Origin of the sequence: Aeromonas sp. QDB23, assembly GCF_027707745.1 — a bacterium.
GTDB lineage: Bacteria > Pseudomonadota > Gammaproteobacteria > Enterobacterales > Aeromonadaceae > Aeromonas > Aeromonas allosaccharophila.
On the sequence record NZ_JAPCJA010000049.1, the window covers coordinates 14995 to 38786 of the forward strand.

General features: G+C 58.2%; 24 protein-coding genes. All 24 read right to left on the reverse strand.

The window, feature by feature from the left end:
• Nucleotides 1–2: 2 nt before the first annotated feature.
• Entirely contained in the window at nt 3–1118 is a 1116-nt protein-coding gene (locus PG888_RS17940) for a protein-glutamate methylesterase/protein-glutamine glutaminase (protein WP_182937955.1), read from the reverse strand.
• Nucleotides 1119–1150: 32 nt separating this feature from the next.
• Nucleotides 1151–3328, reverse strand: a complete 2178-nt coding sequence (locus tag PG888_RS17945) for a chemotaxis protein CheA (protein ID WP_182937956.1) — start codon at nt 3326–3328, stop codon at nt 1151–1153.
• 11 nt (nt 3329–3339) lie between these two features.
• Nucleotides 3340–4080 (reverse strand): protein phosphatase CheZ, encoded by a 741-nt coding sequence (locus tag PG888_RS17950; RefSeq protein WP_042060525.1) that lies wholly within the window; start codon nt 4078–4080, stop codon nt 3340–3342.
• Between the two features lie 12 nt (nt 4081–4092).
• Complete coding sequence (gene cheY, locus PG888_RS17955) at nt 4093–4464, reverse strand: chemotaxis response regulator CheY (protein WP_005334709.1); 372 nt, start codon at nt 4462–4464, stop codon at nt 4093–4095.
• A gap of 123 nt (nt 4465–4587) precedes the next feature.
• Nucleotides 4588–5307, reverse strand: coding sequence for an RNA polymerase sigma factor FliA (locus tag PG888_RS17960; protein ID WP_182937957.1), 720 nt, complete (start codon nt 5305–5307; stop codon nt 4588–4590).
• Nucleotides 5300–6175 (reverse strand): MinD/ParA family protein, encoded by an 876-nt coding sequence (locus tag PG888_RS17965; RefSeq protein ID WP_042011658.1) that lies wholly within the window; start codon nt 6173–6175, stop codon nt 5300–5302. The genes PG888_RS17960 and PG888_RS17965 overlap by 8 nt, the downstream gene beginning before the upstream one ends.
• Before the next feature lies 1 nt (nt 6176).
• Entirely contained in the window at nt 6177–7601 is a 1425-nt protein-coding gene (gene flhF / locus PG888_RS17970; protein ID WP_111807805.1) for a flagellar biosynthesis protein FlhF, read from the reverse strand.
• 16 nt (nt 7602–7617) lie between these two features.
• Complete coding sequence (gene flhA, locus PG888_RS17975; RefSeq protein ID WP_139708769.1) at nt 7618–9720, reverse strand: flagellar biosynthesis protein FlhA; 2103 nt, start codon at nt 9718–9720, stop codon at nt 7618–7620.
• Between the two features lie 107 nt (nt 9721–9827).
• Nucleotides 9828–10958 carry a flagellar biosynthesis protein FlhB gene (gene flhB, locus PG888_RS17980; RefSeq protein WP_182937958.1) on the reverse strand — a complete coding sequence of 377 codons (1131 nt, stop codon included), beginning with the start codon at nt 10956–10958 and terminating at the stop codon, nt 9828–9830.
• Nucleotides 10951–11748: a flagellar biosynthetic protein FliR gene (fliR, locus tag PG888_RS17985; RefSeq protein ID WP_058052841.1), complete on the reverse strand. Its 798-nt coding sequence runs from the start codon at nt 11746–11748 to the stop codon at nt 10951–10953. Before fliR ends, flhB begins: the two co-directional genes overlap by 8 nt.
• Nucleotides 11745–12014 (reverse strand): flagellar biosynthesis protein FliQ, encoded by a 270-nt coding sequence (fliQ, locus tag PG888_RS17990; protein ID WP_042011652.1) that lies wholly within the window; start codon nt 12012–12014, stop codon nt 11745–11747. The genes fliR and fliQ overlap by 4 nt, the downstream gene beginning before the upstream one ends.
• A gap of 25 nt (nt 12015–12039) precedes the next feature.
• The gene (gene fliP, locus PG888_RS17995; RefSeq protein WP_182937959.1) at nt 12040–12813 is read right to left on the reverse strand and encodes a flagellar type III secretion system pore protein FliP; all 774 of its coding nucleotides are present in this window, start codon (nt 12811–12813) and stop codon (nt 12040–12042) included.
• Nucleotides 12800–13180, reverse strand: coding sequence for a flagellar biosynthetic protein FliO (gene fliO, locus PG888_RS18000; RefSeq protein WP_182937960.1), 381 nt, complete (start codon nt 13178–13180; stop codon nt 12800–12802). Before fliO ends, fliP begins: the two co-directional genes overlap by 14 nt.
• On the reverse strand, nt 13177–13569 hold the full coding sequence (gene fliN, locus PG888_RS18005) for a flagellar motor switch protein FliN (protein WP_042011648.1): 393 nt from the start codon (nt 13567–13569) through the stop codon (nt 13177–13179). The genes fliO and fliN overlap by 4 nt, the downstream gene beginning before the upstream one ends.
• 49 nt (nt 13570–13618) lie before the next feature.
• Nucleotides 13619–14689: a flagellar motor switch protein FliM gene (gene fliM / locus PG888_RS18010; protein WP_042658705.1), complete on the reverse strand. Its 1071-nt coding sequence runs from the start codon at nt 14687–14689 to the stop codon at nt 13619–13621.
• A gap of 8 nt (nt 14690–14697) precedes the next feature.
• Complete coding sequence (gene fliL / locus PG888_RS18015) at nt 14698–15213, reverse strand: flagellar basal body-associated protein FliL (RefSeq protein ID WP_075111974.1); 516 nt, start codon at nt 15211–15213, stop codon at nt 14698–14700.
• A gap of 57 nt (nt 15214–15270) precedes the next feature.
• Nucleotides 15271–17199, reverse strand: coding sequence for a flagellar hook-length control protein FliK (locus PG888_RS18020; protein ID WP_182937961.1), 1929 nt, complete (start codon nt 17197–17199; stop codon nt 15271–15273).
• A 67-nt stretch (nt 17200–17266) separates the two neighbouring features.
• Nucleotides 17267–17707, reverse strand: a complete 441-nt coding sequence (fliJ, locus tag PG888_RS18025; RefSeq protein ID WP_042060546.1) for a flagellar export protein FliJ — start codon at nt 17705–17707, stop codon at nt 17267–17269.
• A gap of 27 nt (nt 17708–17734) precedes the next feature.
• Entirely contained in the window at nt 17735–19066 is a 1332-nt protein-coding gene (fliI, locus tag PG888_RS18030; RefSeq protein ID WP_042060547.1) for a flagellar protein export ATPase FliI, read from the reverse strand.
• Between the two features lie 52 nt (nt 19067–19118).
• Nucleotides 19119–19943 (reverse strand): flagellar assembly protein FliH, encoded by an 825-nt coding sequence (fliH, locus tag PG888_RS18035; RefSeq protein WP_182937962.1) that lies wholly within the window; start codon nt 19941–19943, stop codon nt 19119–19121.
• Nucleotides 19944–20011: 68 nt separating this feature from the next.
• A complete protein-coding gene (fliG, locus tag PG888_RS18040) occupies nt 20012–21073 on the reverse strand; it encodes a flagellar motor switch protein FliG (protein ID WP_005334749.1) in 1062 nt (353 codons plus the stop codon).
• Nucleotides 21066–22775, reverse strand: a complete 1710-nt coding sequence (gene fliF, locus PG888_RS18045; protein ID WP_042060553.1) for a flagellar basal-body MS-ring/collar protein FliF — start codon at nt 22773–22775, stop codon at nt 21066–21068. Before fliF ends, fliG begins: the two co-directional genes overlap by 8 nt.
• 46 nt (nt 22776–22821) lie before the next feature.
• A complete protein-coding gene (fliE, locus tag PG888_RS18050) occupies nt 22822–23139 on the reverse strand; it encodes a flagellar hook-basal body complex protein FliE (RefSeq protein WP_033135920.1) in 318 nt (105 codons plus the stop codon).
• A 125-nt stretch (nt 23140–23264) separates the two neighbouring features.
• Nucleotides 23265–23654: a hypothetical protein gene (locus tag PG888_RS18055; protein WP_182937963.1), complete on the reverse strand. Its 390-nt coding sequence runs from the start codon at nt 23652–23654 to the stop codon at nt 23265–23267.
• Between the last annotated feature and the right edge of the window lie 138 nt (nt 23655–23792).

The following is a 23792-nucleotide window of genomic DNA, read 5'->3' on the forward strand; positions in this document are numbered from 1 at the left end:
GATTAGCGCCCCAACTCAACCAGAATACGCTGGGCCACCTTGTCCAGAGGAAGTGATTCGCTGGCAATCCCTGCCTTGGCAACCGCTTGGGGCATACCATATACCACGCAGGAAGCTTCATCCTGAGCCCAGATGGTAGAGCCTTGCTCTTTCAGCAGTCTGGCACCATCACGGCCATCGGCGCCCATACCGGTCAACACAATTGCCAACACCTTGTCGGCATAGGTTTTGGCCGCCGAGGCGAAGGTAATATCTACGCAAGGCTTATAGTTCACCTTGTCGTTGCCATCAATGATACGGATGCGAGCACCTGCACCACGCCCTTCCAGCAGCATCTGTTTACCACCAGGCGCCAGATAGGCATGGCCCGGTTTGAGCACATCGCCATCCTCGGCCTCCTTGACGCCAATCTGGCACAAACCATTGAGACGGGCGGCAAATGCGGCGGTGAAGGTGGCAGGCATATGCTGAATAAGCAGGATGGGATGGGGAAAATCCCCCGGCAACTTGGTCAGCACGTTTTGCAGCGCAACCGGCCCACCGGTAGAAGTACCGATCGCCACCAACTGATAAGTCTTGCCACTGCGCTTGAATGAGGCGCTTGGCACAGTGCGTTGCAGGTCCGACTGACGCTCAAGCGTTCTGGGCGCAGTGCTGCCCAGTGGCGCACGAGCAACCGGTTCAGGTGATTTGGGGCGGGCTGCAGATGTCATCAGGAAGCGCTTGCGGGAGATCTCCTTCACCCGCTGTTGCAACAGCCTGACCGCTTCGTCCTTGTCTCTGGCAATGTCCTCAAACTTCTTGGGCAAAAAGTCGAGGGCTCCGGCGTCCAGTGCATCCAGCGTCGCCTTGGCCCCTTCATGGGTCAGGGAGGAGAACATCAGAATGGGAGTCGGACACTTGGCCATGATCTCGCGCACCGCACTGATGCCATCCATCACGGGCATCTCGATGTCCATGGTGATCACATCAGGGCGCAGCGACATCGCCTTGTCCACCGCTTCACGTCCATTCTGGGCCGTGTCGATCACCGTCAGCATGGGATCCTGATTGATGATTTCACTCACCCGACGGCGAAAGAAGCTCGAATCGTCGACAACTAATACCTTGACTGCCATTGTTATTTTTCTAACTCCTTGGGCCTGAGCTATTAATGTCTACGCGCATATGCTTTGAGCAGACTCGGCACATCCAAAATAAGAGCAATCCCGCCATCGCTGGTAATCGTCGCTCCGGCCATCCCCGGCGTACCTTGCAGCAGGTTATCGAGTGGCTTGATCACCACCTCTTCCTGACCAATCAGGCTGTCTACCACAAATCCGATTTGCTGAGTGCCAATCTGCACGATCACCACATGCCCGGTATCCTGACGCGAACGCTTGTTTGAACCACGGATCAACCATTTGTGCAGATAGAAGAGCGGTATCGCCTTCTCACGCACAATGATGGTGAGCTGGCCATCAACCATGTTGGCCTTTTTCAGATCCAGATGGAAAATCTCGTTCACGCAACCAAGGGGCAACGCGAAGGTCTGCTCACCCACTTCCACCATCAGGGTCGGCAGGATCGCCAGCGTCAACGGAACCTTGATTTCGAGACGGGTACCTTTCCCCCAGGTGGAGTCGATGTGCACCGAGCCATTAAGACTGACAATGCTGGTTTTAACCACGTCCATCCCGACGCCACGACCTGAGATGTCCGAGATCTCGGCCTTGGTCGAAAAGCCTGGGGCAAAGATCAGGTTATAGGCATCGTTGTCGCTCATGCGAGCGGCAGTATCTGCATCCAGAACACCGCGACTGATTGCGATGGACTTGAGCTTCTCAGGATCCATTCCTGCGCCATCGTCCTCGATGCAAAGCAGGATATGGTCACCTTGCTGGGAAGCGCTAAGGGTAATCGTCCCTTGCCGCGGTTTACCCGCTTTCTCCCGCACATCCGGCATTTCTACCCCGTGATCGCAGGAGTTGCGAACAAGGTGGACAAGAGGATCGGCAAGCGCCTCCACCAGGTTTTTATCAAGATCGGTCTCCTCCCCCACCATCACCAGCTCAATATCTTTCTTGAGGGTCCTGGCCAGGTCACGCACAACGCGAGGGAAACGACCAAACACTTTCTTGATGGGCTGCATGCGGGTTTTCATCACCGCACCTTGCAGGTCAGCCGTTACCACATCCAGATTGGCAACAGCCTTTGACATCTCTTCATCATTGCTGGCGATACCAAGGCTAACCAAGCGGTTACGTACCAGTACCAGCTCACCCACCATATTCATGATGACATCGAGGGTCTTGGTATCCACCCGAACGGTGGTATCGCTCTGTACCGCACTGCTTTCAGCTGGCGCTGGTGCGGCCTTGGCTGCGGGAGCGGGTGCCTTGGCTGCTTCTGCGGGTTTTGCCGGTGCTGCCGGTGCGGGTTTCGCTACAGGGGCTGCCGGTTTGGGCGGCGTCACTGCGGCAGGTGCGGCAGGTGCGGCAGGTGCGGCAGGTGCCATCGTACTCTGCGGCCCCTGGCCGCGACCATGCAATTCATCAAGCAGACGCTCAAACTCATCATCATCGATAAGCTCGTCCACCTCTTTTTGCACGGACTTCAAGGGGTTAACCTCTGGCGCCCCCATGTGCTGGCCCTGACCATGAAGCTGATCCAGCAAGGCCTCAAACTCATCATCGGTAATATCACCAGAGCCGCCAATAACAGGAGGGGCTGTTGTCGTTTTGGTGGGTGTACCACCCACGCCATGAAGTTCATCCAGCAGACGCTCGAATTCATCCGCAGAAATCTCGTCGATCGATCCACCACCATTGACAGGTGCTGGCTCACTGCTGACGATGACGGGCTCGACAATTTCGGGGGCAACCTCGACGATCGGTGCAACAGGTTCCGGCTCGGCAGCACCAACAGAGCTGGTAGCAGTACGCAACTGCTCTTCACCTTCAGGCTTGCACAGCTCATGGAGGTCATGAAGCAAATCATCCGACGCAGGGCTAGGCGCTTCGCGATTTTGAACTTGGGTGAACATGACATTAATGGCATCCAGCGCTTGCAGGATCACATCCATCAGTTCGGCGGTCACGGTTCGCTTGCCATTGCGCAAGATGTCGAACACGTTTTCCGCACCGTGACATACATCAACCAGTTCACCGAGCGACAGGAAGCCGGCCCCCCCTTTCACGGTATGGAAACCACGAAAGATGGCATTCAACAGGTTCTTGTCATCGGGCCGCTTTTCCAAGTCGACCAGTTGTTCAGACAACTGTTCCAATATTTCGGATGCTTCGACCAGAAAGTCTTGCAGTATGTCTTCATCAACTTCGAAGGCCATGCGTCACTCCATTAAAATCCCAGGCTAGACAGCAGATCGTCCACATCATCCTGACCATTAACCACATCGGCGCGAGCCTCCGGATTCATGATCGGTCCTTCTGCTTCAATCCCGCTGACAGGAAGAGTACGAGTTGAATGCTCAGCAGAAGCCTCACCAAACATGGTCAGCATTTCTATTAATTTTGTTTCAACTTCCTGAACAAGCTTGATGACCTTGCGGATCATCTGGCCTGTCAAATCCTGAAAATCTTGTGCCATCAGGATTTCTGTCAGCAGTTGCCGTAATTTATCGGCATCAGACTCCGAAGCCTTAATAAAATCATCAAGTTGGTGACATAAAGCTTTGAACTGTCCCACGCTCATATCACGGGACATCAAGGCATTCCAGTTCGGCATCACCAGCTGGATATTGTCATTCAGGCGATCCGCTATCGGTAAACTGGCTTCCACCGCATCCATGGTGCGATTGGCCGCCTTGTCGGTCATATCGATAACGTAGCTCAAACGTTCCCGTGCATCGGGAATGTCATGAGTAGCCAAGTCAGGAATACGGGGGTCAATGCGAAATTCTTGAAGTGAATCATGCAGTTGTCGGGTCAGCTTACCTACTTTTTCAAACAGATCAGCTGCGTTGGGGGCACATACTTCAGCAAGCAGTTCATCGGCCAGCTCAAATTCGCCTTGCTCCAGATGAGCAACAAGCATCCTTGCCTGGTCGAGCGAAATCATTGCTCTCGTTTTGGCCATCATCCCTGCAGCTCCTTAGCCAATTCGTTCGAAAATTTTGTCGAGTTTTTCTTTGAGCGTTGCTGCAGTGAAGGGCTTGACGATGTAACCGTTGACGCCAGCTTGAGCGGCCTCGATGATCTGCTCGCGTTTGGCTTCAGCCGTTACCATCAGAACCGGCAGATGCTTGAGCTTCTCATCGACGCGAATAGCTTTAAGCAGGTCAATACCTTGCATGCCAGGCATGTTCCAGTCGGTAACCACAAACTGAAAATCACCATTTTTCAGCATCGGCAGCGCTGTATTGCCGTCATCCGCCTCATGGGTGTTGTTGAATCCCAAGTCGCGCAGCAAGTTCTTGATAATCCGGCGCATCGTTGAAAAATCGTCAACAATGAGGATTTTCATGTTCTTGTCCAAAATTCCCTCCTAAATAGCCACCAGAGTGGCTCACTTACATGATGCTAAAAACGGGTTGTGTCGTGCGGATTATGCCTTAGAGTTTCATCTCAGTGTAGCCAGTACAAACACTTATAGATGCCAATCTCTCAAACGAGCTCGCAATCTGTGCATCGCCTGACTGTGGATCTGGCTCACACGCGACTCGCTCACATTCAAAACCTCGCCAATTTCACGCAAATTCAGCTCTTCATCGTAGTAAAGAGAGAGAACCAGAGCTTCTCTCTCGGGTAAGCGACCAATTTGCTCCGCTAATTGAATTTGAAATCGCTCGGCAGCCAGTTCATCGAATCCGGAGCCTGAAAAGGCATCATCGGGATTACCGATGACATCCTCGCTGACACCCAAATCCTCGATACCGATAATTTTGCCGCAAGAGACATCCTGCAACATAACGTGGTAATCGGTGATGGAGACCCCCATCTCGGCGGCAACCTCGGTATCCCTGGCGTCACGCCCATGAGCCTGTTCGACATTCTCGATCGCTTCTGCGATAGCCCGGCTGTTGCGATGCACGGAGCGGGGCACCCAGTCACCACGCCGGATCTCGTCCAGCATGGCCCCACGGATGCGGATCCCGGCATACGTCTCGAAACTGGCACCCTTGCTGCCGTCAAAGTTACGGGAGGCTTCAAGCAGCCCAATCATACCTGCCTGGATCAGGTCATCCAGCAAGACACTGCTGGGCAGGCGAGCCAACAAATGCTGGGCAATCCGCTTGACCAGGGGAGCATGACGCTCCACCAGCACGTAGGAATCCTGATGACGCAAGTACGCTTGGGCTTTATTCACGGGAACCTTCCTGTGTTGTGGCCGGTTTCTGCAACAAATTTTCCAGGAAAAACTCAAGATGGCCGCCTGGCTGGTTGGGAACCGGCCAGCTCGCCGCCTTGTTGGCAAGGGCACGGAACGCCAGCGCGGCCGGCGACTTGGGAAACGCCTCGACAATCAATTTTTGCTTGCGCACGGCGGCGCGCAGATTGGTGTCATAAGGCACACAGGCAACCAGCTCCAGCGAGGTGTCGAGGAAACGATCCGTGACCCGGGTCAGCTTGGCAAAGAGCTCCTGCCCCTCGCGCAGGCTGCGCACCATATTGGCCACCACCTTGAAGCGGAACACGCCGTGATCCTTGGAGAGGATCTTGATGAGTGCGTAAGCATCTGTAATGGAGGTTGGCTCGTCACAGACCACCACCATGATGTCCTGAGCGGCACGAGTGAAGCTCAGCACCATGTCGGAGATACCCGCCGCCGTATCCACCATCAGAATGTCGACCTGGGTCTTCATCTCGCTGAAGGCGCGGATAAGCTCGGCATGCTGCACCGGCGAAAGCTCGACCATAGACTGGGTGCCCGAGGTCGCAGGCACAATCATCATGCCGTAGGGACCCTCAACGATGATGTCGTCGATGGTGCATTCACCAGCCAGCACGTGAGAGAGGTTGCGATGAACCCGCAGCCCCAGCATGACGTCGACGTTCGCCAGACCTAGGTCGGCATCCAGTACCATCACCCGCTTGCCTTGGGCTGCCATGGCTCCGGCCACGTTCAGGGTCACGTTGGTTTTGCCCACGCCACCTTTGCCACCGGACACGGCGATTACTTTTACTCGATTGTTTTGACGCATTTTGCGCAGACCACTCGCCTGATCCATATACATGTTACTCATAAAACTCCGAATCTTCGGCCTCGCCAAAGCCTGCGCCCCAGAAATAGGGCTCATCTGTTTCTCGCTCCAGCGAGCCCATGGCCGCTCCGACGAGCTGCGCCGCATTGGCAACCTGAATATCTTCCGGAACCCTTTGTCCGTCAGTGATATAGCTGATGGGCAAGGCATTCTGGATACACACGTTAATCACTTCGCCCAGATTCAGACTTTCATCCAATTTGGTAAGTATGCAGCCGCTTAATGGAATACGCCGGAAATGGTCTACCGCCTCCTGCATCACCCGACGCTGGGAGGTTGCCGACATCACCAGATAACTGCGGATCCGCACCTTGGCATTTTTGACCAGGGTATCGAGCTGCTCGGTCAGGCGGATATCCCGCTGACCCACCCCGGCCGTATCGATAAGTACCAGCCGACGATGGCGGAACTGATAAAGCGCATTGGCCAACTCTTCGGCATCACGCACCTGGCGTACCGGGCACCCCATGATGCGGCCATAGGTCTGTAGCTGCTCATGGGCACCGATCCGGTAGTTGTCGGTGGTGATCAGCGCCACCTGCTCGGCGCCATACTTCATGGCGAAACGGGCCGCGAGCTTGGCGATGGTGGTGGTTTTGCCCACCCCGGTCGGACCAAGCAGCGCAACCGCGCCGCCCTGACGCAAAATCTCGTCTTCGCTGATCTTGAGCTGGGCCGTCAGCACCTCGGCCAACTGGGCCATCGCCTGATGGATGGACATATCTTCGGGGATCAGTCCCGCCAGTTGATCGGCAAACGCATCGTCAAAGCCCAACTTCTTGAGCTCTTTGATCAGCAGGGCCCGCATCGGTTCGCGGCGCTCCACCTCTTGCCACATCAGACCGGAGATCTGGTGCTCCAGCAATTTGCGGATGCTGGCCATCTCCTTGCGCATCCCCTCCATCTCCTGATCCCGCTGGGCAGGTTGAGGAGCACGCTGACCGGAGGCAACCCGGGCCTTGGGCTTGGCAGGTTCCGGGGCTGCGCCCCACTGCCCCTGCTCGGCCAAGGTTCTGGGCGCTGCATTGGCAGCAGCCAGACCGGCCGATTGGGTGTTGCCCATTGGCGCCGCATTGCCCGGCTTGAGCTTCTGCTGGCGTGCCAGCAAGGCGGCCAGGGTATCGGCATAATGTTCGTTCTGCTCCTTCGCCGGCGTCGGCTCGGGGCGGATCATCTGCCGTGCGGCAGACGAAATATTGACGCTCTCATCGTTCAGCTGACGGCGAACCGGCGCATCTTTGGGCCCCGGAACCTGGGATTGATAATCGACTGCGGCGACTATCTCTACCCCTCCGGTGACTTTTTTGTTGGACATGATGACGGCGTCAGGCCCGAGAGTCTCCTTGACCTCGGCCAGAGCCGTTCGCATGTCCTTGGCAAAAAACCGCTTAATCTTCACCCGTCGTCTCCGCTAACTAGTTCTGCCCCACCGCACTGACGATGCGAATCTGCTTATCGTCGGGCACTTCCTGATAAGACAGAACGCGCAATCCAGGAATGGCATTCTTCACAAACTTGGCCAGGGTATTGCGCAAGATCCCCGATGTCAGCAGCACGGCAGGTTGACCTTCCAACTCTTGCCGCTGTGTGGCCTCCACCAGTGAGCGCTGCATCCGCTCCGCCAAGCCCGGTTCAATACCGGCACCATCACCGCCACCTGCCTGCAGGGATTGATGCAATATACGTTCCAATTCCGGCGCCAAGGTAATCACCGGCAACTCCGGATCCGGGCCTGCAATCTCCTGCACAATCAGGCGACGCAGGGCAATCCGGCAAGCGGCGGTGAGCACTTCCGGATCCGGACTGCGCGGCGCGTATTCAACCAGGGTCTGCAGGATAGTGCGCATATCGCGGATTGGCACGCCTTCATTGAGCAAATTCTGCAATACCTTCACCAGGTTACCCATGCTGATCACTTCCGGCACCAGCCCTTCGACCAGCTTGCTCTGATGTTTGCCAATCATGTCCAGCAGCTGTTGTACCTCGTCATGACCCAGCAACAGTGCAGCATGGTTGGTCAGGATCTGGCTCAGATGGGTAGCCACCACGGTCGCGGTATCCACCACCGTATAACCCAGTGTCTGTGCCTGAGAGACCATCTCCTTGGCAACCCAGACCGCTTCCAGCCCGAAGGCGGGATCGCGGGTGGCTATCCCCTGGATCTGGCCAAATACCTGCCCCGGATTGATAGCCATCTCTTTATCATGGTAGACATTGGCCTCGCCGGTACTGACCCCCATCAAGGTGATGCGATATTGGTTTGGCGCCAGATCCAGATTGTCGCGAATGTGCACGGCCGGGACCAGGAAGCCCAGCTCTTGCGAGAGTTTCTTGCGTACCCCTTTGATCCGGTTGAGCAGCTCACCACCCTGATTGCGATCTACCAGCGGGATCAGCTGATAGCCTACTTCAAGCCCGATGATGTCCACCGGCATCACATCGTCCCAACTCAGCTCTTTCTGCTCATGAGGCTGTTCGGCAGTGGCAGGCAACAGCTCGCCCTTGGCCGCTTTGGCGGCCGCCAGTTTCTCGCGGCGCAGCAGCCACCAGGCTCCGGCGGCCGAGAGAGCCCCCAAACTCAGGAAGGCAAAATGCGGCATCCCCGGCACCAGCCCCATCATCAGCAGAATGCCGGCAGAGATGATCAGCGCCTTGGGATTATCAAACAGCTGACCCAGTACCGCAGTCCCCATGTCCTGATCGGTATTCTGACGGGTCACTATGATGGCGGCGGCGATGGAGAGCAGCAGGGAGGGGATCTGCGCCACCAGACCGTCACCGATGGCCAGCAGGGTATAGATTTCGGCAGACTCGCTGAAGGTCAGCTGGTGCTGCATCATCCCGATGATGAAGCCACCAATGATGTTGATAAAGAGGATCATGATGCCCGCGATAGCATCCCCTTTGACAAACTTTGAGGCACCGTCCATGGAGCCGTAAAAGTCGGCTTCCTGGGTCACATCCTGGCGACGCTTCTTCGCCTCTTCCTGATTGATGAGGCCGGCGTTCAAATCGGCATCGATAGCCATCTGTTTGCCCGGCATCGCATCAAGGGTAAAACGGGCACTCACTTCCGCGATCCGCCCGGCACCCTTGGTGATCACCACAAAGTTGATGATCATCAGGATGGTAAAAACGATGATGCCGACCGCATAGTTGCCGCCGATCACCACGTTGCCGAACGCCTCGATCACATGGCCCGCAGCGGCAGTACCATTATGGCCTTCCAGCAACACCACCCGGGTCGAAGCGACGTTCAACGCCAATCGCAGCAAGGTAGCGAGCAACAGTACGGTCGGGAAGGCAGCAAATTCGAGGGGGCGCCGGGTATAGACGGCCACCAGCAGTATCACGATGGAGAGGGCAATGTTGAAGGAGAAGAGCACATCCAGCATCAACGGCGGGATGGGCAACACCACCATGCCGAGCGCAGCCAATACCAGCAGAGGGGTACCAAGGCCTTTGCCCAATACTCCACGGTACTCTTTGAACTGGCCCAATACTGCCTTGAATTCCATCGCGCTTCTCAATTTCAACCTGCTGGTGCCAGATTAAAGCAAACATCAAGCCAACAATGCAAGATATTGAAATACAATGGATTTATTTTGACTACGTCAGAACTTTGTCATTTGCGATATTCGGTCGGGATGGGGAGATCCTTGGCCAGCGGCTGGGGACGACGCCCCTGACCACGGCGGAATTTCTTGAGCTGGAAGACATAAGCAAGCACCTGGGCAACTGCCGCAAACAGCCCTTCCGGGATCTCGTGGCCCAGCTCGGTTGAATGGAAGATAGCCCGGGTCAAGGCCGGTGACGGCATGATCGGGATCTCGTACTCTCTGGCTATCTCCCTGATCTTCATTGCAATTTCATCGGTGCCCTTGGCCACGACCTTGGGCGCGGCACCGGGTTTGCCCGCATCATACTTGAGCGCCACCGAGTAGTGGGTCGGGTTGGTGATCACCACATCGGCCTTGGGCACATCGCCCATCATCCGGCGCATCGCCATCTGCATCTGCAACTGGCGGATCTTGCCTTTTACCTCGGGCTTGCCTTCGCTGTCCCTGAACTCGTCCTTCACCTCCTGCTTGGTCATCTTGAGCTGACGCATGTGGTTCCACTGCTGGAACGGCACATCGATGGCCACGATGGGAAGCAGGGCGCAGCAGAGGATGATCAACATCCAGAGAAACAGCTCCAGCGCATCGATAATGCCGCCGGGAAATCCCTCCATGGAGAGGTTGAGCAGGTGATTGAACTGGCTGGATAACATCCACCAGGCAAACAGAGTGATAAACACCACCTTGGCGATGGATTTGACCAGCTCGATCAGCGACTGCACCCCGAACATCCGTTTGAGGCCACTGAGCGGACTCAACTTGCTCATCTTGGGCATCATGGCTTCGGTGGAGAAGTTCATCCCCCCCATCAGGGTGTTGCCGATAAAGGCGGCAATCGCCACCAGCGCGAACAACAGCCCCAGCGGAAGCACCAGTTCCCCCAGCAGCGCCGGCAGCATGGCGATCATGGCATTGGGATCGAAAGCCTGTTCCCTGTCCAGGGTAAAGCCCATGGTGACAACCTTGATCATGGCGGTCGCCAGCGAGCCCTTGAGCATCAGCAGGCCAAATACCGCCGAGAGCAGAACGCTGGCGGTCCCCAACTCTTTTGAACGTGCAATCTGCCCTTTTTCACGGGCCTGTTGCAGTCGTTTGCCCGTGGGTTGTTCGGTACGTTCCTGGTCGGTATCAGCCATGAGCGCCCCCGAAGCACTGGGTGTTGATCAGCTCGCAGCTGACCTCCTGCACCCGCTCCCACATCATGTCGAAGTGGCCGAGGAACCCGCCGATAGTGAGCCAGAGGATGAGCAGACCCGACATCATGCTGACCGCAAAACCGATACTGAAAATATTGAGCTGCGGCGCCGCCCGGGTCATGACGCCAAAGGCGAAGTTGATCAGCAGCAGGGCGACGATGGCAGAAAGGGCCATCACCAGTGAGGCCTGATACATCACGCCGAGAAAACCGATCAGGGTGCGGATGGCGGGCAAGGTGAGTCCGCTGTCCGACACCGGCAAGGTCTCAAAACTGAGGATCACCAGCCGCAGCATCACCAGATGACCATCCAGCGCCAGAAACACCAGGGTCGCCAGCATCAGATAGAACTGGCCCACTACGGGGGCCGACTGGCCATTCATCGGGTCCACCAGAGTGGCAAAGCCGAGGCTGGTTTGCATGGCGATGACCTGACCGGCCATCACGAAGCTCTCCATCAGAAACTGGGTCATCAGACCAAGGGCAATCCCGATCAGCAGCTGCTGGCCCAATACCAGAAAACTGCCAGCAGAGAAGAGCTCGATAGGGGGCATTTTCGGAAGCAACGGGGCGATCAGAAAGGTGATGGCCAAAGCCAGCCCCATCCGTACCCGCGCAGGAGCGAGGCGGCTGCCAAACACCGCCATCACCATCAGCAGACTGCTCACCCGCGCCAGCGGCCAAAGGATGGAAGACAACCACTCCATGATCAGAGCGGTTGTATAGGTCATCCCACCACCTCGGGGATTTGGTTGACCATCAGCACGAAGAAGTCCATCAGACTCTGCAAGCCCCAGTGAGCGCCCGCCCCCAGCGCAAACAGCGTCACGATGAGACGGGGCAGAAAGCTCAGGGTCTGTTCGTTGATGGAGGTCGCGGCCTGAAAGATGGCAACGACCAAGCCAATCATCAGGCTGGGCAGGATCACGGCGCACACCATGATGGTCACCAGCCAGAGCGCCTCGCGAAAGACGTCGACAAAGGTTTCAGGACTCATGTTCGGGCTCCTTGCGCTCGACCGGTTAACCGGCACCCAGTCCGAAACTGTTGGCCAGCGACCCCAGAATGAGGTTCCAGCCATCCACCATCACAAACAGCATCAGCTTGAAGGGCAGCGAGACGATCATCGGCGAGAGCATCATCATCCCCATCGCCATCAGGATACTGGCGACCACCAGATCGATGACCAGGAACGGCAAGAACAGCATAAAACCAATCTGGAAGGCGGTTTTCAGCTCGCTGGTGACAAAGGCCGGGATCAGCACCCGCAACGGCACATCGGCCGGTTTCTCCACCTGTACGTTGGCGATCTCCATAAAGGTGTTGAGATCCTTGATACGGGTCTGGGCCAACATGAACTGGTGGATGGGCAACTCGGCCCGCTCCAGCGCCTCTTTTGCCTGAATGGTTTCGGCCAGATAGGGCTGCAGTGCCTCATCATTGATGCGATCCAGCACCGGCGACATGATGAAGAACGACATAAACAGGGCTATGCCGATCAACACCTGGTTGGAGGGGCTCTGTTGCAGACCGATCGCCTGACGCAAGATACCCAGCACCACTATGATGCGGGTAAACGAGGTCATCATGATCACCATGGCCGGCAAGAAGGAGAGCGCAGTCATCAGCGCCAGCACTTGCAGGGTCAGGCTGTACTCCTGAGAGCCATCCCCCATGGTCTTGACGGTCACCGCCGACATGGCGTCCTGTGCCAGCGCGGGCCAAGAGCAGAACAGGGGGATCAGCAGGCCGACCAGCAGCCCTGTTTTCAGCATTAAGCCGTTAGCTTTTTTCATGCTTGCCCATCAATTTGCCAAGCTGCTGTGAAAACGCCTGCGGCTGATTTTCATCCAACGGCTGTTCCAGTCGATAGAGGAAGTTGACCTGCTGCGGCGTTACGCCGACCAGCAACTGCTGTTCCCCTACCTTGACCACCAGCAGCTTCTCTTTGTACCCCACCGGCAACGAGGCGATGACCCGCATCTGGCCGCCACCCATGGCGGTCGCCAGCTTGCTCTTCTTGAGCAGAAAGCCCAGCACCAGAATGAGGCCGATCACCATCAGACTGGAGAGCAACCAGGAGCTCAGAGTGGGCGCACTGGCGGATGCCACTGTCTCGGCAAAGGCCGGAACAGGCAGCAATAACAACAGGAGGCGCGTCATTTGAGCTTCTTGATCCGTTCAATCTGGCTGATAACATCGGTCAGACGAATACCGAACTTGTCGTTCACCACCACCACCTCGCCGTGAGCGATCAGGGTACCGTTGACCAATACGTCCAGCGGCTCGCCTGCAACGCGATCCAGCTCCACCACCGAACCCTGGTTCAGCTGCAGCAGGTTGCGGATGCTGATCTGGCTGCGACCCACTTCCATGGCGATGGTGACCGGGATATCGAGAATGGTGTCGAGCTTGCGCCGCTCCTCGGCACTGATGGGGGCATCGTCGGTCAGCTCCTCAAGCGGGGCTGGCTTGGCTTCAGCAATCACCTGCTCTTCCAGCGCCGCAGCCCAGGCATCAGCCATCAAATCCTCTTCCTCAGTTCCGCTCATCTTGTTTCCTTATGCTACTTCGTGACCGTTTACCGCAATAAACCGTCGATTATCGCTGTTGATCTTCTATGCTGCGCTCGAGCTCTTCCAGCTCGGCCTCGCCATCAATTCGTACCCCGCCCCGGGTCACCAGATGCATCTCTGTCTTGACCCCTTCCGGGCGCTTGAGTTTGTCGGTGATCTTGAGCGCCACATTGTCCTTGGTGCGGCCCATCTTGGCATGGAAGGTGGGCAAATCTTCCACATAGACCAGCAGATTTTCCGGCATCTCGACCGGGATGATATCGCCGGGTCGCAGCTCCATCAGTTCACGCAGGGTAAGTTCGGTCTCCAGCAGCTTGGCGCGCAGCTCTACCTTGACGTCCATGATTTCGTCACGCAGCGCCTTGCTCCAGCGCACGTCGGTATCACCCTTGTCACTCTGCACACCGGCATCCAGCAGTTCGCGGATCGGCTCCAGCATGGAGTAGGGCATCGCCACGTGGAAGTCGCCGCCACCGCCATCGAGCTCAATGTGGAACGAGCTGACCACGATCACCTCAGTCGGGCTGACGATGTTGGCCATCGCCGGGTTCACTTCCGAGTCGAGATACTCGAAGCCCACATCCATCACCGGCGCCCAGGCATCCTTGTAATCCTCGAACACCAGTTTGAGCAGCATCTGGATGATCCGCCGCTCGGTCGGGGTGAACTCGCGCCCTTCAATCTTGGCGTGATAACGGCCATCGCCACCGAAGAAGTTCTCCACCAGGATGAAGACCAGCCGGGCCTCCATGGTGATGAGCGCCGTCCCCTTAAGCGGGCGGAAGCGCACCATGTTGAGACTGGTCGGTACAAACAGGGTATGGACATACTCGCCAAATTTGAGCATCTGCACGCCGTTGATGGAGACCTCGGCGGTGCGACGCATCATGTTGAACAAGCTGATCCGCATGTGGCGAGCGAAACGTTCGTTCACCAGCTCCAGCGTCGGCATGCGACCACGGACGATGCGGTCCTGGGAGGAGAAGTCAAACTGGGCAACGCCGGGATCCCCCGCCGAGCCTATCTCTTCCTCTTCGACATCATCGACACCGTGCAAGAGGGCATCAATTTCGTCCTGACTTAACAGATCGCTCACGCTTCCACCTACTGCATCACAAAGCCGGTAAACAGCACTTGTTCGATAACGGGGGAAGAGACCAGGTCCTTGAGCACCCGACGGCACTCTTCCAGTGAATCCTTGCGCAGCTTCTCTTTACCTTCGAAGGTCATCAGCTGTTCGGCACTGGCTGCACTGAATACCCGCAGCAAAGTGCCTTCAATCAGGGGAATATTCTGTTTGGCCAGCGTCTCGTCGGCAGCACCGCGCACCATCAGCTGGATCTTGATCTGCACCAGTCGATCCCGCTGGGCACCCGCGACGTTAAAGACAAAGGGCCGTGGCATCCCGACATAGAGGGAGGGTTGAGGCGCTTCCACCTTGGGCTTGCCCTCTGCGCCCTCCGCCGCTTCAGCGGGCGGTTTTTCCGAACCGGAGAGCATCAGGAAGGCGCCAGCACCACCACCGCCCAGCAAAATAACCGCCAGGGCAATGATAATGATCAGCTTCTTTTTCTTGCCCGCGGCCGGGTCTTTTAGCGTCAACTCGTTATCGTCAGCCATCCCTTGTCCACCCTAGTCTCAAACTTGTTCGATATCATAAACTTACTCGGGATTGCATCAAGCATAGAAATCAATTCCGGAACCGTTTGTCGATTCCACCAGCAAACTGAGGTTGGCAGTGGTGGGTTCCCCCTCAACCAGCCCGTTACCGGCATGTGACTGACCGCCACTCTGACCCTGCTGCCCCTGCCCGTTAAAGGTGGGCTGACCCTGTTGTTGCTGTTGTTGCGACTGCTGTTGAACCTGCGTCTGACCAAGCTGGATCCCCTGCCCTGCCAGCATGTCACGCAGCCGGGGCATCGCCTGCTCCAGCATCTCGCGGGTCTGTCCATGTTGTACCACGAAATGGACGTTGGCCTGGCTGTCGGCTCCAATCTGGATCTGGATCTTCATCTTGCCAAGGCCGAGGGGGTCGAGCTGAATTTCCGCCTGTTGCAGTTTTTCGGCCAGCATCACGTTGACCTTCTGGTGCAATTCGGCAGGAGCTTCCTGACTGGCCAGTTTCAAATGGGGTAAATTCTGCGGTTCACGGCGCAACGTACCCTCAGCGGCGGGCGCCCGGCTGTCGGCCACCTGGGGCTGGGGCTGGCTGTTCTGGCCATGCTGTACGGTCTGGCTCTGGCTGCTCTCGCTGCTCGATGTCGTAGCCACAAGACTCTTCTCCGCCTCACCGGCCTTCGGTTTTACCTCCAACTGCACCGCCTTGCGCACCTCGTCGGTACCCGTCACGTCCATCTGCTTGATACCGGCAGAAATACTCGACAGCGGCGCTTGCGGCCCCTGAGATTCGGCCTGCGCCAACATCTGCTGCGGCGCCACCATCACGGGGGCGGCGGCGTTATCGGTCTGAGTCGTAGTATTTGGCGTCACGCTGCTCTGGGCTGCGGCGCTTTGCGCCGTCGTCACCTGCGCCGAACCTTGATTGGCGGCTGTGGCTGGCGGCTGGCTTCCCTCGGCGGCACTCTTTTCTGCCCCCTTGCCAGTCGCACCACTGCTCTCTGCGGTGGTGGCAGTGGTTACGGTGCCCGCATCAGGTTGCTTGAGCCCCTCGCTGAATGCCTTGAGCGCAGCCCCCTGAGTCGCGGCTTGCACAGTCTGTCCCTTGCTGGTCACGGCGCTGCTGGCTGCGGGGTCGGATTTGCTGTCGCCCCCCTCTTTCGCTGCGAGTGTTTCAGCGGGTTTGGTAGTACTGGCCGACTCATCGACCGGCAGCACCTTGGCCAGCTGGGCCATCCGCTCTGCCCCCGTGAGGGGCTTGGTGTGCTTGCCATCCGCGGGGGTTTCTCCCTTGGCAGAGGCTTTCTCCCCGGACTGTTCATCCGGTGGGGGAGCAGCATCTTCCCCCTCAGAGGAGAGGGCCGCGGGGGAGAGAACGGCGGAGGATGCGTCGCCCTGCACCACCACTCGCGCCGCAGAGGGCGATACGGTGGTTTCAGGAGTCGATTGGGCGGTCGTGGCCAGCGGCGATTGCGCCCCGGTCTGACCGGCAAGCTGGCGGGCGACCCTGGCTGCGGCAGGGGCTGGCTCGCTTTCATCAAGCGCAATGCCCTGCTGCTCACCCTCTTGCGGCAACGGATTGCCGTCTACCGCAGTGGCGCTCTGTTGGGCCACTAAAGCCAGCTGGGGAGTCACTAGCGAGGTATCGAGCTTGAGGGAGTCTTGCAGACGCAGCAGAAAGTCGGTGGCGGGAACCTCTTCAACCTTACCGTCGGTGTCAGGATCCTGCTCCTTGCTGGCCTCCTCGTTGGGAGAGGCGCTCTCGGTCGCCAAAGATTTGGCTGATCGGACATTGTTATCGCCCTGACTGGCCTCGGCGGCGCCCTGTTCGCTGTTCTGGGCCTTGGCAATCAGGGTGGCGAAATCCCCCTTGCTGTCACTGCCTGCTCCCCCATCGATGCTTTTGCTCTCGACGGAACCGCTCAGAGGCGCTTTGTCCAACCCGTTGGCCGGAGCCGAAGGCGTTTGTGTCAACAGTGTCTGCATCATGATGGGATCCCTGAATTCTGGTGGCCCCCAAAGAGATGGCCACCGACAATGTCCAGATCAAAGCAAGTTACAGGCCAGATTGATGAAAGCGCCGCAACATGGCGTACTCATCCAGCATCTTCTGCTCCTGACGCTGGGCTTTCTGCTGCTCGCGGCTCGCCTGCTTCTCCAGCAGCAGCTCCACCGCCTTGCGCCGCTGCTGGGCCGCCAGCCACTCTTCACGGCGCAGTTCCAGCGCCTGACGCACCTGCAGCACCCCTTCGTACTGCTGGGTCGCCGCCTGTTCGAGCTTGTTGATAAAGGCGTGATACTGGCTGTTTTGCTGGGGCGAAATCCCCTGCAGGCCGCGATCGGTCCACTGCTGGTGATAGATCTGGCGGTACTGGTTGAGGGCATTTTGCTGATCCATGAACAGCTTGAGATCCTGCTGCGCCTTCACCAGCGCCAGCGCACACTGTTGCTCCGCCTCCACCAACCGCTCGGCCAACAATACCAGCCCTCTACTCATCGTCGACCTCTCTGTTACCGACCATCATCAGCGCATCAATGGCATCGCCACCATCTGCAAGGCTTGCAGGCCATCATCGTAGTGAATGACCTCGCGCATCCCCTGCTGCAAGAACTGATCCAGATAGGGTTTTTGAATGATGGCGCGGTCGATGCGCGGATCGGAGCCCTGACTGTAGGCGCCGATGGTGATGAGATCCCGGTTCTGCTGATAGAGGGAGTAGAACTGTTTGAGGGTGCGCGCCAGATCCATGTGTTCCGGCGAAGTGACCATGGGCATGACCCGGCTGATGGACTTCTCGATGTCGATGGCTGGATAGTGACCCGCATCGGCCAGCTCGCGCGACAGCACGATATGACCATCGAGAATGGCCCGCGCCGCATCGGCGATGGGATCTTGCAGGTCATCCCCCTCGGTCAGTACGGTGAAGAAGGCGGTGATGGAGCCCTGGCCGTCACTGCCGTTACCCGCCCGCTCCACCAGCGCCGGTAATTTGGCAAAAACCGAGGGTGGATAGCCCTTGGTCGCAGGCGGCTCGCCCACCGCCAGCGCGATTTCACGCTGTGCCTGGGCATAACGGGTCAGTGAATCCATCAAGAGCAGCACGTTGAGCCCCTGATCGCGGAAATACTCGGCGATGGCCAGTGCCGTTTCACACCCCTTGAGCCGCATCAGCGGCGAGGCATCGGCTGGCGCCGCCACCACCACGGAGCGGGCACGCCCCTCCTCTCCCAGAATGTCTTCGATAAACTCTTTTACTTCCCGACCCCGTTCACCGATGAGGCCAACCACCACCACATCTGCCACCGAGCCGCGAGTCATCATGCCAAGCAGCACAGATTTACCAACACCGGAACCGGCAAACAGCCCCATCCGCTGGCCCTGACCGACCGTCAGCACGGCGTTAATGGCGCGTACCCCCACATCCATCGGCTGATGGATCGGGCGGCGAGAGAGCGGGTTAATGCGGTGCTGGGCAAATTGCACGGTCTGGGAGGAGAGAATGGGGCCGAGGCCATCGAGTGGCTGACCAATACCGTCGATGACCCGACCAAGCAGGTTCATGCCAACCGGAATGCCGTGCTCTTCGGTGATGGGCACCACCCGGGCACCGGGGATCACCCCCTTGAGCTGTTCGCTCGGCATCAGAAACAGGCGATCGCCGGAGAAGCCCACCACTTCTGCTTCCAGCATGCCGTCCTGGGTATCGATGCGGCAGAGCGCACCGATGGCGGCGCGGCAGCCGATAGCTTCGAGGGTCAGCCCCACCACCCGGGTCAATTTGCCGGCAACCGGCGGTTTGGGGGCGCTGTCGCGTACCTTGTACCCTTGCAACCGGTTCAGTAGCGAGCCGCTCATCTGGCCTCCTGGAAGCTAAAAAGTGCAGCCGGACAGCAACGTCCGGCATCGGTTATGAGCGTGCGTCCGGCGAAGCCGGGTTCTGCGACGCATTGTCCCGCAAGAAGTTGCGCAGCAGCTGATCGATGCGCCCGGAGAGGGTCAAATCGATGCTGGAGAGCTCGGTGGCCAGTTGCAGATCGCCGGGGGAGAGGGTGGGATCGCTCTGCAATCGCCAGTGGCGCTTGGCGCACTCTTCGGTGCCGAATGCCTGCTCGATGCGTGCGATATCATCGGGATGCAGCATCAGGGTCACCCCCTGCTCGGCGGCAGGCAGCAACGCCAGCCCCTCTTTAAGCGCCTCCAGCAGAATGCGGGGGGAGGTCTCAGCTTCGTGACGAATGAGCGCGCGGGCCAGTTGCATCACCAGCGAGACCAGCTGCTGCTCCACCGCCTGATCCAGCTCATTAAGCGGATTGGCAAGGCGGGCGGCGAGCCCCTGCCAGTGGGCGATCTCCTGCTCCACCAGCTCGCGGCCCATGGCCAGCCCCTCCTCGCGCCCCTGTTCGAGACCGGCAGAGTGGCCCTGTTGCAATCCTTCCAGCTTGCCCTCTTCCATCCCCTTGGCATAACCGGACTCGCGCCCCTCAGCCATCCCCTCTTCCCAGGCGGCCTGACGGATCGCTTCAAGCTCTTCGGCGGTGATGCTGGGGGTCGGCTCCTGTTCGGGCTCCGGCTCCACCACCTCCTCTTCCTGCTGATACCAGTCAGGGGCAAGGCCAAGAGCATTGGTAGGAGCCCCCGCCTCTACCTCGACGGCCATCTCGGGCCAGCCCCAGGTCTCTACCCGGGCATCATCGCCGTCGGGGCGCACATAACCACGCAGTTTGTTGTTCATGCTTTGCGCGGCTCCTCGCCATAGCCTGATGCGGGTTTGGCATCGCGATTCTGTTTATGGGCCATGGCTTAGAGGAACTCCTCGCCACCACCGGCACCCAGCATGATCTCGCCGGCATCCGCCAGACGGCGGGCGATGGAGAGGATCTCTTTCTGGGCGGCTTCCACTTCGGAGACCCGGATCGGCCCCATGGCCTCCAGATCGTCCGCCAGCATTTCGGCCGCCCGTTTGGACATGTTCTTGAAGATCTTCTCGCGCATCTGATCGTCGGAGCCCTTGAGGGCGCGCTGCAGCAGATCCCCCGGCACTTCCCGCAACATGGTCTGGATGCCGCGGTCGTCCACATCGATGAGGTTTTCGAACACGAACATCAAATCCTGGATTTGCTGGCTCATCTCTTCGTCCGACTCGCGGATGGAGTCCATCAGCTGGCCTTCGATGTTGGTATCCAGGTAGTTCATGATGTTGGCGGCTGCCTTCAGGCCGCCCATCTTGGCTGCCTGGGCACCGGCCGCACCGGCGAACTGTTTCTCCATGATGTCGTTCAACTCTTGCAGTGCCGCCGGTTGTACCTCTTCGAGGTTGGCGATCCGCATTACCAGATCGAGGCGCACCTGCTCCGGGAACTGGCTCAGGATCTCGGCGGACTGCTCCGGCTCCAGATAGGAGAGCACTATGGTCTGGATCTGCGGGTGTTCGTTCTGGATGATGCTGGCCACCTGACGGGCATCCATCCACTTGAGGGAGTCGAGGCCGCGGGCACCGGAACCGAGAATGATCTGGTCCACCAGGTTGCTCGCCTTGTCCTCGCCAAGGGCCGCCACCAGCGCCTTGCGCACGAAGTCTTCGCTGCCGATACCGATGTTGGTGTATTTCTGGATATCGTCGATGAATTGACGGTGCACCGCCGCCACCCGATCGTGACTGAAGTCGGACATGGAGGCCATCGACATACCGAGCCGCTGCACCTGCTTGGGCTCGAGATGACGGAAGATCTGGGCGGCATCCTCTTCATTGAGGCTCAGCATCAGCACCGCAGCCATCTCCATCCCCGACATCTGGTCGAGGATCTGGCGCTGACTGTCGGTGATGTCATTGCCGGTAACCTGGCTCTTCTTTTCTTCAGGCATCTTTGTTCGTTACCCATTCTTTAATGACCTGAGCGGCCAGATCCGGTTCGTTCGCTACCAGCGCACGGACCGCCTTGAGCAAGTCTTCGTCACGGTGCAGATCAGGCAGCTTGAGCTGACCATCGCGTACACCGAATACCTGATCGTTCTCCACCTGGGCCGACAGCAGGCTCAACTCGTCATCGCCACCCAGTACGGTGTGGTTGTCAAAATCCAGTTCCCCTTCCGGTTTGGCATCCGGATAGAGCAGTCGCTTGAGCATGGGACGAACCACCGTCACGATCAAGACGATGATCACCAGCACCGAGGCGGCGATGCGCACCGCACGCCAGAACCAGGGCTGATCATAAATCGGCAAGTCGGCAACCGTTTCCAGCTCGGGGCGATTGAACGGAATGGCGACCACCTCAAGGGTATCACCACGGGTCACATCAAAGCCAAGACCACCGCTCAGCAGACGGCGCAAGGTATCGATCTCGGCCTGACTGCGCGCTTCGCGGGTCACGGCCCCGTCGGCACCGGGCACTGATTTATAGTCTACCGCGACCGAGACGGTCATGCGGCGAATGCCCCCCATCTGGCGACGGGTATGGCTGACGGTAGTATCCAGTTCAAAGTTGCGGGTCGCCTCTTTGCGGGAACGGCCGGAAGAAGCCGCCCCAGCACCATCGCCACCGGTGGCCTGCTCGGGAATGTTGGACGCAGCTGGCGGCTGGTTGGAGAGGGCACCCGGCACGCCACCGCTGCTGCCATTGGCGCTGTTCTCTTCCATGGTCATTTCGGAGCGCACCGCAGGCAGGTCGGGGTTGTAAGTCTTGCGGGTCTGCTCCTGCTGGGAGAAGTCGAGGGAGAGATCCACTTCCGCCGTATAGTTGTCGGCCCCCAGCACCGGGATCAGGATGGCGTCAATTTTTTGTTTGTACTCCAGCTCCTGCTTCTGCTGCATGGCAAACTCTTTGCGAGTCTGGGCAGAGACCGGGTCTTGCGAGCCGGAGTTGAGCAGGCGACCGTTCTGGTCGGTGACGGTCACGCGGGTCGGTTCGAGGCCATGAACGGCAGAGGCCACCATGTCGACGATGGAGTCCACCTCTCCCTGCCCCAGTGCCGCCCCTTTCAGGTTGAGCACCACAGTGGCACTGGGTTTGCGTTCGTTGCGGGCGAAAACGTTGTCTTTGGGGATAGCCAGCAGCACCTGGGCCTTGGCCACATTCTGGAACTGCTCGATGGCGCTCGCCAGCTGGCGCTCGCGGCTCAGCTTGAGGCGCTCACCCTCCATCCGCTGGCTGACCCCGAAACTGGAGTCTTTCAGCAGGATATCTTCACCACCGATGCTGGTATCGGCGGCATTGGCAAGACCGGCACGGGTCAGGGCCAGCTGGATAGTGGCGTAATTTTCGGCGTTGACCAGCACGCTCTTGCCATCCACCTCATAGGGGATCTTCTGCTGATCGAGGAAGTCGAGGGTCTTGACCAGCTCCTGGGTGGTGTAGGTGCCGAGGGGACGCATGTCCGGCTCCTTGCCCCACAGCAGGATAAACACCGCGATGGCCAGACAGATGGCAAGCCCCAGGATCAGGGTGATTTGTCGCAGTACATCGGTATTGGACAGGAATCCCAGCGCCGAACTCTTCTGCTCATTTTCATCGAGGGCGGCGGTGCCCTCATCGTTTATCAGCAGATCGCCGTTTTGGTCAGTAGCCACGATTTATGTCCTTATTGCTGACATGTTCATGATGTTCAGTAATCACTTATACCGGCATGTTCATGATGGTCTTGTAGGCATCGACCATCTTGTTGCGCACCTGTACTGTGGCTTCAAAGGCGATGGAAGATTTTTGGCCGGCGATCATGACTTCGGCCAGATCCACCGACTTGTCGCCCATATCGAAACGGGTGCGCAGATCATTGGCGGCGCCTTGCAGCTCGTTGACGTTGCCCAGCGCCTGTTGCAGCAGCTGACCAAAGTCGGATGTCACCGGACGACCGGGCTGTGCCAGCGGCGTTGCGCCTGCTTCAATCTTGAGCGCCTGCATCTCTTGCATCAGGCTGCTTGCACTTATTTCCATTTTCCATCCCCAGACAATTCATTGACGCTGAGTGGCTTAAAGCAATAAAAGTGCCAATCAGGAAAAATGCTCTCAAGCCAGGGGAATGGGGTATTCGCAGAGCACTGATGAGGAGCCCGCATCACTCACGGGCGCGGTACGCCATCCTCACCAAATAACAGCCTCAGATAGCTAAGATGCAGATCGTAATGTTCTCCGGCGGGTAGTTTGACCAGCACTTCGTCGTGAAGGTACACCGCACGGCTCACTGCCCGCTCGGGCGAGATCAATCCCTCCACAACCAGCCTGGCGACAATCGCCTGCGCCAGGGCCATCGTCGCCTCATCGGCCTGCCCCCAGCCAAAATGCCCCCGGTATTCCGATCCTGCCGCGCCGGGTTCGAGGGGAAAGACCTGTTCCCCCTTGACCCAGAAGGCGATGGGGATGCCATCCTGCAGACGCAGATAGATACTCTGCTTGTCCCACTCTCGACTCGGGTTCATCTCCATCCCACCCGGTTCTGTTGCTTGTACCATGCCACTCTCCTTGTTCTGTTGATAAATCTTGTTTGCGCCCACGTAAAAGAGGGCCAGTGGCCTAATGCCAGTCAGTTAAGCCTGACTGGCATTGTTTTTATTGGCTTTTTTCACACTATACCTCTGGGGCCTTGGCTT